Genomic DNA, 11,243 nt, shown 5'->3' with positions numbered 1-11,243 from the left:
CTCGATACCGTCAAGCAGCTCGGCGGTTTTCGCCCGCCCATGGGTCTCGACCACGGCCGCCACCACATCGGTGCCGCGTTCCAGACGCCGGTGCGCCTCACCGAGCATCGCGTACGTCTTGCCGACACCAGGTGCGGCACCGAGGTAGATGCGTAGTTGCCCGCGCTTCGGATGGTGGTCGGTCACGCTCACGTCAACCATCATCCCCCTAAGGCATTAGCTCGAGGCCGGATACTGGTGATCGAGTTGCAGGTTGAGTTGCAGCACGTTCACCGTCGGCTCGCCGAAGATCCCGAGGTCTCGCCCGCTGCGGAACCGCGCCACGACGGCACGGATCTGATCCGGGCTGACGTGCCGGGCCTTTGCCACCCGTGCGACCTGGATGTCGGCGTAGGCCGGCGAGATATGCGGGTCCAGACCGCTGCCGCTGGCGGTGACTGCGTCGGCGGGTACGACCGGGTTTGCGGGTGCCGCGCCGCGGACGGGGACGATCTGGCCGATCGTGTAGTCCTCGCCGTACTTGGCGCACTCGACCTTGACACCCTGGTACAGGGGGAGAAACGGGGTCTGAGTCGACTGGCACGGCTCGTTGACGCTGACGACGCGGGTCGGATGGACGACGTTTCCGGCCGCGTCGCGGGGACCGATCACCGACAGCACCGCGCCGACGCCGCCGCCGGTGCAGAACGGGCGTGATCCGTCGACACCCTCCAGCTGTCCCACCGCGGTGCTGCGCGTGCACACCTGGGTCAGCAGGCTGGGCTTGAAGCCCGCGTCGGAGGCGGACTTGCCTGCCGTCAATTGCGCAGGGTCGGCGGGGGTGTCGACAATGCTTTCCGGCCCGAGGTTGCTTGCGCCCGAGGACGTCGGGTCGTAGCCGTTACCGGCCGCCGAGGGGCGGCTCTGGAAGTACTGCGGCAGCGGGTTGCCGTCCTTGTCGGTGAACAGTTGACCGATCAGACGGCTGCCGACCGGCTTGCCGTTCGCGGTGAGGATCGACCCTTCCGCGTTGTCGTGCAGCCCCGGTATCTGGGCGACCAGCCAGATGAACACGGGGTAGGCGAGGCCGGTGATCACGGTCAGCACCAGTAGCGCGCGGAAGGCCGCCCAGTGCAAGCGGACGAAATTGGAGAACTTCATGTCAGGACATCCCGGGGACGAATTGGACGATGAGGTCGATGGCTTTGATCCCGATGAACGGGGCGACGATGCCGCCGAGACCATAGATGTAAAGGTTGCGGCTCAACAGCTTTGACGCGCTGCTCGGCGTGTAGCGCACGCCGCGCAGCGACAGCGGGATCAGCATGACGATGATGATCGCGTTGAAGATCACCGCCGACAGGATCGCGGACTGCGGGCTGTGCAGCCGCATGATGTTGAGCATGTCCAGCCCGGGGAACAGCGCGACGAACATCGCCGGGATGATCGCGAAGTACTTTGCGATGTCGTTGGCGATCGAGAAGGTGGTCAGGGCGCCACGGGTGATCAGCAGTTGCTTGCCGATCTCGACGATCTCGATGAGCTTGGTCGGGTCGGAGTCGAGATCGACCATGTTGCCGGCCTCTTTGGCCGCCGACGTGCCGGTGTTCATCGCCACCCCCACGTCGGCCTGAGCCAGCGCCGGCGCGTCGTTCGTGCCGTCACCGGTCATCGCGACCAGCTTGCCGCCCTCCTGCTCGCGCTTGATCAGCGCCAGCTTGTCCTCCGGCGTGGCCTCCGCGAGGAAGTCGTCGACGCCTGCCTCGTCGGCAATCGCCTTGGCAGTCAATGGGTTATCGCCGGTGATCATCACCGTACGGATGCCCATCTTGCGCATCTCGTCGAAGCGCTCGCGCATGCCCTGCTTGACGACGTCCTTGAGGTGGATGACACCGAGTACCGCCGCCTCGCCGTTCAGGCACTCGCCGACGACCAGCGGGGTGCCCCCGCCCGCGGAGATGCCGTCGACGATCTCGCCGAGCTGCAATGGAACGTTACCGCCTTGGGCGCGTACCCATTCCGCGACCGAGCTGGCCGCGCCCTTGCGCAGCAGGTGTCCGTCGAGGTCGACACCCGACATCCGCGTCGATGCGGAAAAGGCCACCCATTGCGCCTGCGAGAGTTCGCCAGGAGTGCGCGCGCGCAACCCGAAGTGCTGCTTGGCGTACACGACGATCGAGCGTCCTTCCGGCGTTTCGTCGGCCAGGCTGGACAGCTGCGCTGCGTCGGCCAATCGCTCATCGGTGACTCCGTCGAGGGGGACGAAGGCGGCGGCCTGCCGGTTGCCCAACGTGATCGTGCCGGTCTTGTCGAGCAGGAGCGTGTTGACGTCACCGGCGGCTTCCACCGCGCGCCCGGACATCGCGAGCACATTGCGCTGCACCAGCCGGTCCATGCCGGCGATGCCGATGGCCGACAGGAGTGCGCCGATCGTCGTGGGAATCAGGCACACCAGCAGCGACACCATCACGATCCCGGTGACGCCACTTGCGTCGAGCGCCTGGGTGTCCGGGACGCCCGGGTTGTTCGCCTTCGAGTAGATCGCCAGCGGCTGCAGCGTGGCGACGGCGAAGACGAAGATGATCGTCAGTGCGGCCAGCAGGATGTTCAGCGCGATCTCGTTGGGGGTCTTCTGCCGGTTGGCGCCCTCGACGAGCGCGATCATCCGGTCGATGAAACTCTCCCCGGGCTTCTGGGTGATTTTCACGACGATGCGGTCACTCAGCACCGTGGTGCCCCCGGTGACCGCCGACCGGTCGCCGCCGGACTCGCGGATCACCGGCGCCGACTCACCGGTGATCGCCGATTCGTCAACCGAGGCAATGCCTTCCACCACATCGCCGTCACCCGGAATCACCTGCCCGGCCTCGACCACAACGATGTCGCCCTGCTGCAGCAGTGGCGCCGCCACCTCGTCTTCCACGCCCGTGCCGCCGGGTTCCCAATTTCTGAGGCGCCGGGCCACGGTGTGGCTTTTGGCGCGGCGCAGTGTTTCGGCCTGGGCCTTGCCGCGGCCCTCGGCCACCGCCTCCGCGAGATTCGCGAACAGCACGGTCAGCCACAGCCAGACCACGATCAGCCACGCGAACCAGGTTTCGTTGACGATCGCCAGCCAGGTGCTCCACGCGGCGCCGATTTCGACAATGAACATCACCGGGTTGCGCCACAGGGTGCGCGGGTCGAGCTTGCGCAGCGCGTCCGGCGTCGACTTCCAGAGCATCTTCGGGTCAAGCAAGCCGCCCTGTACCCGTTTGGTGCTCAATGGCGGTTCGGGCTGGGTCTCTTCGCCCGATTCGATGGCGGTTGCAGTCATCAGTGGATTCCTTCAGCGAGAGGTCCGAGCGCGAGCATGGGCAGGAAAGTGAGGGCAACGAGGATCACCGTGACGCCGGCCACCATTCCGACGAACTGCGGACGATGGGTGGGCAGCGTGCCCGCCGATTCCGGCGTGTGGCCCTGCTTGGCGAGCGAGCCCGCCAGTGCGAGCACGAGCACGATCGGCAGGAATCTGCCGAAGACCATGGCCAACCCCAGCGCGGTGTTCCACCAGTTGGTGTTGACGCTGATCCCGGCGAACGCCGACCCGTTGTTGTTGGCGGCAGACGTGAACGCGTACAAGACCTCCGACAGCCCGTGCGGGCCGGTGTTGAGCATGCCGGCGCGTTCGCCGGGCAGCGCCATCGCGATGGCCGTACCGATCAGGACGATGAGCGGTGTCACCAGGAAATAGCTTGACGCGAGCTTGATTTCGCGCGGGTTGATCTTCTTGCCGAGGTATTCCGGAGTACGCCCAACCATCAGCCCGGCGACGAATACCGTGATTACCGCGAGGATCAGCATGCCGTACAGGCCCGAGCCGGTGCCACCGGGCGCCACCTCGCCGAGCTGCATGTTGAACAGCGTGATCATGCCGCCGAGGCTGGTGTAGGAGTCGTGGAACGAGTCAACGGCACCGGTGGAGGTGAGCGTCGTCGAGTCGGCGAACACCGCCGAGTCGGCGATGCCGAACCGTTGTTCGACGCCTTCCATTGCCGATCCGACGGCGGTCGGCACGGTGCCGTGGTGCTGCAGCTGGAACCACATCATGAAGGTCACGCTGATCGCGTACAGCGTCGCCATGACGGACGCGATCGCGTAGCCCTGCTTGGGGCTGCCGACCATTCGCCCAAACGTGCGCGGCAGCGAGAAGCTGATCGCCAACAGCAGGAAGATCTCCACCCAGTTGGTCCACGTCGTCGGATTTTCAAAAGGGTGCGCGGAGTTCGCGTTGTAGAACCCGCCGCCGTTGGTGCCGAACTCCTTGATCACTTCTTGGCTGGCCACCGGGCCGCCGGTGATCGTCTGCTGGGCGCCGCCCAGGGTGGTGACGACCTGGTCGTGCAGGTGGAAGTTCTGGATCACCCCACCGGCTATGAGAACGATCGCGCCGACGACCGAAACTGGCAACAGGATGCGCAGCACCGTGCGCACGAGGTCGACCCAGAAGTTCCCCAGGTCTCCGGTACGCATCCGGGCGAACCCGCGCACCAATGCGATCGCCACCGCCATGCCGACGGCGGCCGAGGCGAAGTTCTGCACCGCAAACCCGGCCATCTGCACCAGATGGCCATCGGTGGACTCCCCGGAATAGGCCTGCCAGTTGGTGTTGGTGATGAAGCTGACCGCGGTGTTCCATGCCAGCGCGGGCGTCATCTTCGTGGCCGGATCGTGCAGGTGCAACGGCAACTTGTCCTGCACAAGCTGGAATGCGAACAGGAACAGGATGCTGATCGAGCTGAACGCCAAGACGCTGCGCGCGTACGCGCCCCACGTCTGCTCCGAGCGCGAATCGACACCGATCAGCCGGTAGATCACCCGCTCGACATACGAGTCCTTATCCGACGTGTACACGCGATACATGTAGTCGCCGAACGGCACATGCACCACCACGAGCGCCACGACGAGGAAGGCGAGGAAGAACAATCCCGCTGTTGTTGTGCTCACTAGAACCTCTCCGGGAACAGCAGGGCGGCGGCGAGGTACAGCGCCAGGAGGACGGAAAGCACCAAGCCGACAACGTTTTCGTAACTCACAGCCGCTCAACCAACTTCTGCGTCAGGCCGAGGAGGGCAAACACCGCAATCGTCACCAAGACGTAGATCAACACGCCCATCTTGTCTCCGTTCAGCACTTGAAACCTCATCGAGTCAGCCGCAGCGCAGTCCCTCGGAGGCAAGGTCAGCTTGAAACTAGCCGGGGTTTCCCGGATAGGGCCTTTGGTTGACACTTTCCTAACGGCGTTGCAGTGCGCCTTTACGGTTTCTTTGCGCTCATGTGTTCGAAAGCGCTGTGACCCGTCCCGGGGGCCGGTTGTACCTGAATTACCAAGCGCGACAAGCACTGTGAAGGGTGCGACAACTAGGCGGTGTGCTATCCGTTCAGCCGTTCGTGCAGAGCACGCAACGCGACATATCGACGGTCGACATCGGCGCGATCGGATTCATCGGGAACCGATTCGGCATTGGCGCGGTGAATCATCGCCGCCTGGTCCATCAGGACCTGGGCGCGTTGGGGGTCGGTCGTCTGCTCCATGATCGTCGTTAAGGCGTCGAGCTGGCGGATCATCACCGCGGGCATCCCGCGGCTGGCCTGGCGAATCTTCTCGAAGGCTCGCTGCACCAGCCGCTCATAACTGACTTGATCGGAGATGACGCGGATGGCCCCGAGATGGTCGCGATGGATTTGGGTGGGCGTCCATACCGGTGCGATCTTGCACAGGCAGTCGCCGAGCCAGTCGATGCACGTCAGTGCGGTGAAGGTGTCATTGACCGCCGGCGATAACGCGCGTATGGCGATCTCGACGAGCTGATCCACACCGAACGCGACGTCCTGCGTCAGCGTGCGGTGCGGCCCGGTTGCCTGAGCGCGGGCCAGGTAGTCCGCCACCTGCTCCGTGGCGGTGGCGGGCCACACACTGGCCAGTTCGCGGCCCTCGACGAGGAAGTGGCCCGGGCGATAGGGCAGCCTGATCACCGCGTCCGCCTCAGTGGCAATGCGGACTAGCGTCTGATGCCGAATGAATTGCAGGTAGCCGCTTTTGGGCGTGCGAATGACGCTGCCGGAGGTTTCGATCCTGGCGAGTAGCTCCTCGAGCGAGGGACCCTGGGTGAGCTTTGTCGAGGGCCGCGGCCGATCGCTGCTCTGCGCCGCGACGGCTTCGGCCAGGTCCTTGGCGATGCTGGCGATCACCTGTGGCAGCTGGATCTGGGTGGCGATGTGGTGGATGAAATAGATCAGTACCGCCAGATCGATGAGAACCAGACCGAACGCGGTCGTGATGGATATGTGAGGCACGAACTCGCCCCGATTGCCGGGGCCGATCGAGACCAGCGCCACGACGCAATACACGAACGTCGCCACGAACGTTCCGAGGGTGAGCTGGGTGCCGCGGTCACGGATGAAGTTGCGCAGCATCCGCGGACCGAACTGGGTTGATGCGAGCGTCAGGGTCACGATCGTGATGGAAAAGACGATGCCGACGACGGTGATTACCGACGCCGCAATCGAAGTCAGGAGTTGACGCGCCGCGTCGGCGGAGCCGCTGATCACCCACGACGGGGCGCGGAACTCACCCTGGTAAGCGGCCCTGTCGAGCCGCAGGGTAAGCGCGAAAAGCCCGAGCGCACCGACTATCAGAATCGTAGGAACCAACCAGAGATTGGTGCGCACCTCTTCTCGCCGCCACTCTGGCCACACCACACGAAGGCGTGGCATCACATCAGTGCAGCCCCCGACGCTCGATTCACTACCACGGCGGATATCTAACTGACCGGCCCAGACAACCGCAAGCTGTTTCCGCTGACCGCTTCAGCCCGCAGCGTCCCCGTTCACGCTCGCCCAGTCGATAAGGTGGCGTAAAGGTTGGGCCACGGGGCGTATAGATGTCGTTGGGATTAATAGTCGGTGCCGCGAACTCGGCGTAGACCCGAATGCATGCGAAGGACCGCGCAGCGACGCCCTGGACCGGGTGTACTTCAGCCGACCGACAACGTACCGGCGCGACCGCAGTGGTGGTCGCGGCTGCTCGACGGCGCCCACCAGTGGGGATCGTTCGATGCCACGGTTGGCAGTTACGGCGTCCAGCGCTATCGGTTGACTATCTACCCACCTGGAAGCACGACCGCTGATCGCCGGCTGGCGCGCCTGTGGCGGGGATGGCCGATAACCGGCGCGGCGCTCGGGCTGCTCGCGATCATGGTGCTGGGCAACGCGGCGGCCTCACCCGACACGATGCTGGAGATCTTCGTGGTCGCGTACGTGGGTGTTGGCGCGCTCCTGTTCTTCCGGGCCGGCCCCCTCCGGGTGCGCGTCAGGTCGATGTCGATTGTCCTTTTACCCAACAGCGACGACGCGGATGAGCGACACAAGTACGCCGAGTGGCGCACCTTGGCCGGCGCGCTGACCCGTGCCGACCGGATGCTGGCCACTGGTGCGGTCTCCGTGGTCGAGCACGAGGCCATCTGGTGGGAAGCCTACGAGCGAGTTGAGGCGATTGCGCATGTCTAACACCCTGTCCCAGATTCCCGAGGCCGTCGCCGCGGCTTCGGTGTTGCTGACCGTCTACTACTTGGGTCGGCGCGGAAGCGGTCGATCCCGCTTCGAATCCTGGTCTGGGGGAAGACAAGCGAACAGCGCGACCCTAAAACGGAAGTGATGCGGCCGATCTCAGGCCCATGATCGCTTTGGTCGTCATCGGCCAACTTATCTGAGCAGCGCGTCGGCCGCCGGGCCGAGCGCGAGCGCGGGCAGATATTCCAGCCCGACGATGATCACGGTCGCACCGACGATGAGGAAAACGAACGTCGGACTGTGCGTGCGTAGCGTTCCGGCGGTGATGACACCGGCCCGCTGGGACGCGAAGGCTCCAGCGAGCGCGAGCACGGCAATGATCGGCAGGAACCGTCCTACCACCATGGCGAGCGCAAGCCCGACGTTGTACCACGTGGTGTTGCCGGAAAAACCGGCGAAGGCGCTGCCGTTGTTGGCCGCGGCACTGGTGAAGGCGTACAGCACCTCGGAAGTTCCGTGGGACCCTGTGTTCAGCATGGAGGCGCGTTCACCGGGCAGCGCCACGGCCACCGCCGTTCCAATAAGTACCGCCGCCGGAAGAGTCAATAGGTAGAGGCTGACGAGCTTGATGTGGCGGGCATGGAGCCGCTGCTTGAGGTATTCCGGTGTGCGTCCGATCATCAGGCCGCCCAGGAAGACGGCGAGCAGGGTCATCATCAGCAGGCCGTAGAGCCCACTGCCGGCACCGCCGGGCGCCACCTCGCCGAGCATCATGTTCAGCATCAGCACGGCACCGGCGGCGCTCGCGTAGCTGTCATACGAGGAGTTGGCCGCGCCGTCGGCGCTGGCGGTGGCGACCTGACCGAAGACGGCGCTGCCGGGAACCCCAAAGCGGGTCTCGGTGCCTTCCGTTGCCGCACCGACGGCATGGATCGCGGTGCCATTCGTGATCAGATCCGACGCGATGATCGCCGCGGTGCCGACCACGAACAAGGTTGCGGCTGCGGCAAATAGCGCCCAACCCTGCTTCTTATCGCCGACCATCACCCCGAACGTCCTGATGAACGCCACGGGAACCAAGAGCATCGCAACAATCTCGACGATGTTGGTGACCGGCGTCGGGTTCTCGAAGGGATGGGCGCTGTTCGCGTTGAAGGCGCCACCGCCGTCACCCGACATCAGCTTGATGGATTCCCATGTCGCTACGGGGCCGCCAAGAATTCTCTGGTGTCCGCCGGCGATCGTCGTGATGTCTTGCGGCGCGGCCAGATTATTGACCACCCCGAGTGCGAGCAGGATAAGAGTAACGACGATCGACAGCGGGACCAGGATTCGCAGCACCGTTCGCACCATGTCGACCCAGAAGTTGCCGATCTGCTCGTTTCGGTACTGCGAAAGTCCTCGGATTAATGCCACGGCGACGCACATTCCGACCGCGCAGCTGGCGAACGCCTGAACACCCAGTCCGGCCAGCAACCCGATGTGGCCGAGTGTGGTTTCGCCGGCGTAGTTCTGCCAACTGGTGTTGGTGACGAACGAGATCGCGGTGTTGAAAGCCAGCGCAGGCGTCATGCCCTTGTGCCCCCATGGCTCCGGCAGTCGTGTCTGTGTTAATAGCAGCCCGTACAGGAAGAGCACGCTGACGGCGGAGAATGCAAGGACCGATGCGCTGTATTTCGCCCACCGTTGCTGGCCTTCGGGTTGGGCCCCCATCACCCGGTAGAACACTTTCTCGACGCGCCAATGCCGCGTATCGGCGTAGACGCGGGCCATGTAGTCGCCCAGCGGCACATGCAGAGTCACGACCAAAACAGCAACCGCGGCGACTTGCAGCGAGGCCGCCATTCCCCATTGAGATGGATTGTCGATGGGAATGCTCCTTGATTCAATCCCGGTCCGTCCGAAGAGAAACTACGCGTATTGGGCGCGTATCGCCGTCAACAAACCGTCAAGGACACCGCCAGCCAGGTCAAGAAGTTGTAAAGCGGCATTGCCCGCGCGGGTCGCGGCCTGCTGCAATGCATCTCATGACCCACACCACGGTTGTCGCGCTCGCGGTGCCCTCAGTGCTGGAGCGCTACGGTGTGGGCTGGGACGACGAACCGCCGTCGCGCAGCCGAATCAACTTCTGAACCGGGACTTTAACGCCCGCATTTCAACCCTTCTCGATTCGTTCCTTATCGTGTTCCTTCCGATTGCGTTCGCGTCGCATCGCGCGACGCCCGCTGTCAGATCTCAAGACTTCGAAAGTTGTCATGTCCAAGAGTTTTTCAAAATCACCCATTGTTCTAGTTACCGGCGCCACCAACGGCATCGGCTTTGCAACGGCCCGGCGGTTCGCCGATAACGGCGCGACCGTATACCTGCACGCTCCCGACCAGGACAGTGGCGAGGAGGCGATGGCGCGGCTGGTGGAGGACGGAGCGGAGCCGCTGCGCCTGAACCTGGTCGTCGCCGACTTCGCCCGCCTGGACGGGGTCGCCGACCTGGCCGACCGGCTCGCCGCGACCCTGCCGGCGCTGGACGTGCTGGTCAATAACGCCGCAGTCGCCGCACCCCAGGGGCGCACCCACACAGAGGACGGGCTCGAGCTGACCTTCCAGGTCAACTACCTCGCGCACTACCTGCTGACCACGAGGCTGGTGCCGCTACTCGTCGCCGCCGGCGGACGAGTCGTCAACGTGTCGTCGGCGACGCACGTCGGGGGGAACATCAAGTGGAAGAACCTCGCCGGCGAACGGTATTGGCCGCTGGCGGCTTACGCGCAATCCAAGCTCGCCCTCACGATGTACAGCAAGTGGCTGGCTGAGGCGGGCGGCGCTTCGTTCACCGCCGTCAGCGTTCATCCCGGCGTGTACCGCACGCAGCTGTTGCCCATCTACGACCGCGTCGGTCGGCCGGCCGAGGAGGCCGCGCCGATCATGGCCACCCTCGGATCACCCGCCTATCCCGTGGTCGACGGTGGGTACTACGACGGTCTGCACCTCACGAAGGCCGCTGCGCTCGTGGATAATTCGCGCGCTCGCGGCCGGCTGGAGAAACTCAGCGCCGACCTCGTCGAGTCTGCGCTTCACTAAGAAATTTCAACATCGTGATTGCTGCACCGAGATGCCAGGCAGTCGTGTTGGGGCGGTTACGGATTCCGGTGTGGACGTCGTTCAACTAGCAGGCCCACAGTCGCGTTGCAGTGCTTGAGGTGCATCGCGAGCCTGACGGAAATCCTGGAATTGCCACAATTGGCCACCCTGGCTCGATATCGAAAGTCCCTCAAGCGATCTCTTCTCCAGCGCGGGATGTTCAACCGCCCTTTTCGCTTGCGCGCGTCTCGCGTGGACCGGGGCCTATCTGCCCCGTCGATGTTGCACGATGATGAATGCCACCACCATCACTACGATGATCGTCGCAAGGACTGCGATACCGATGATCTGTTGGGTGTTGCTGTAGTGCGGGATGTAATTGGGGTCTAGGGTCGACTCTCGACGCAGCGGCGTGAGCATCGTATTGCCTGTCATGAGCCGGGCGCATCAGCGGCCGAGTTGGATGGCTTTGACGACTAGCAGCAGCGCACCGACGACCAGGTAGCTGCGCAGGGCGATCATGCCGAGCCGGGTGCCGGGGGACCAGGTGACCGGTTCGAGCAGCGTCAGCGGCGGCATCCGCCAGGTGTTGCGGTCGACGGGACGTGCCGGCGGCGTCGCGGCTGGTTTGGCGGGCTG

Annotated in this window: 8 protein-coding genes and 2 pseudogenes; 2 read left to right on the top strand and 8 right to left on the bottom strand. The window is 64.4% G+C overall.

All coding sequences use genetic code 11. The annotated features are described in order from the left end of the window. The 6 genes and pseudogenes from A5712_RS25250 to A5712_RS25225 form a co-directional block, all read right to left on the bottom strand. Positions 1-204 (bottom strand): annotated as a pseudogene (locus A5712_RS25250) (hypothetical protein); the annotation flags it as partial. Between the two features lie 12 nt (positions 205-216). Then, positions 217-1,140, bottom strand: coding sequence for a potassium-transporting ATPase subunit C (locus A5712_RS25245; protein ID WP_068111617.1), 924 nt, complete (start codon positions 1,138-1,140; stop codon positions 217-219). A gap of 1 nt (position 1,141) precedes the next feature. Beyond that, on the bottom strand, positions 1,142-3,292 hold the full coding sequence (kdpB, locus tag A5712_RS25240) for a potassium-transporting ATPase subunit KdpB (protein WP_068111614.1): 2,151 nt from the start codon (positions 3,290-3,292) through the stop codon (positions 1,142-1,144). Beyond that, positions 3,292-4,962 carry a potassium-transporting ATPase subunit KdpA gene (gene kdpA, locus A5712_RS25235; RefSeq protein ID WP_068111612.1) on the bottom strand — a complete coding sequence of 557 codons (1,671 nt, stop codon included), beginning with the start codon at positions 4,960-4,962 and terminating at the stop codon, positions 3,292-3,294. The genes kdpB and kdpA (A5712_RS25235) overlap by 1 nt, the downstream gene beginning before the upstream one ends. Further along, positions 4,962-5,051 carry a K(+)-transporting ATPase subunit F gene (gene kdpF, locus A5712_RS31095; RefSeq protein WP_156766765.1) on the bottom strand — a complete coding sequence of 30 codons (90 nt, stop codon included), beginning with the start codon at positions 5,049-5,051 and terminating at the stop codon, positions 4,962-4,964. Before kdpF ends, kdpA (A5712_RS25235) begins: the two co-directional genes overlap by 1 nt. Before the next feature lie 337 nt (positions 5,052-5,388). Further along, positions 5,389-6,687 carry a DUF2254 domain-containing protein gene (locus tag A5712_RS25225; RefSeq protein ID WP_231982241.1) on the bottom strand — a complete coding sequence of 433 codons (1,299 nt, stop codon included), beginning with the start codon at positions 6,685-6,687 and terminating at the stop codon, positions 5,389-5,391. Between the two features lie 264 nt (positions 6,688-6,951). On the opposite strand from A5712_RS25225, the gene A5712_RS25220 reads away from it, so the two are divergent. Next, on the top strand, positions 6,952-7,524 hold the full coding sequence (locus tag A5712_RS25220; protein ID WP_068111608.1) for a DUF6611 family protein: 573 nt from the start codon (positions 6,952-6,954) through the stop codon (positions 7,522-7,524). 195 nt (positions 7,525-7,719) lie between these two features. On the opposite strand, the gene kdpA (A5712_RS25215) is transcribed toward A5712_RS25220, so the two are convergent. After that, a complete protein-coding gene (gene kdpA / locus A5712_RS25215; protein WP_068111605.1) occupies positions 7,720-9,372 on the bottom strand; it encodes a potassium-transporting ATPase subunit KdpA in 1,653 nt (550 codons plus the stop codon). Positions 9,373-9,782: 410 nt separating this feature from the next. Between kdpA (A5712_RS25215) and A5712_RS25210 the strand changes: the two genes are divergently transcribed. After that, positions 9,783-10,604 (top strand): SDR family NAD(P)-dependent oxidoreductase, encoded by an 822-nt coding sequence (locus tag A5712_RS25210; RefSeq protein ID WP_068111601.1) that lies wholly within the window; start codon positions 9,783-9,785, stop codon positions 10,602-10,604. A 447-nt stretch (positions 10,605-11,051) separates the two neighbouring features. Here A5712_RS25210 and A5712_RS25205 read toward each other — a convergent pair. Next, positions 11,052-11,243: pseudogene (locus tag A5712_RS25205) on the bottom strand (manganese transporter); the annotation flags it as partial.

It is taken from the genome of Mycobacterium sp. E2327, from assembly GCF_001672675.1.
GTDB lineage: Bacteria > Actinomycetota > Actinomycetes > Mycobacteriales > Mycobacteriaceae > Mycobacterium.
This window is presented reverse-complemented; position numbering and strand designations above follow the sequence as displayed.

Excerpts from the sequence above, each read along its gene's own strand:
- A5712_RS25245 (WP_068111617.1), bottom strand. The coding sequence starts at position 1,140 with ATGAAGTTCTCCAATTTCGTCCGCTTGCACTGGGCGGCCTTCCGCGCG.
- kdpA (WP_068111605.1), bottom strand. The coding sequence starts at position 9,372 with ATGGCGGCCTCGCTGCAAGTCGCCGCGGTTGCTGTTTTGGTCGTGACT.
- kdpB (WP_068111614.1), bottom strand. The coding sequence starts at position 3,292 with ATGACTGCAACCGCCATCGAATCGGGCGAAGAGACCCAGCCCGAACCG.
- A5712_RS25220 (WP_068111608.1), top strand. The coding sequence starts at position 6,952 with ATGCGAAGGACCGCGCAGCGACGCCCTGGACCGGGTGTACTTCAGCCG.
- A5712_RS25210 (WP_068111601.1), top strand. The coding sequence starts at position 9,783 with ATGTCCAAGAGTTTTTCAAAATCACCCATTGTTCTAGTTACCGGCGCC.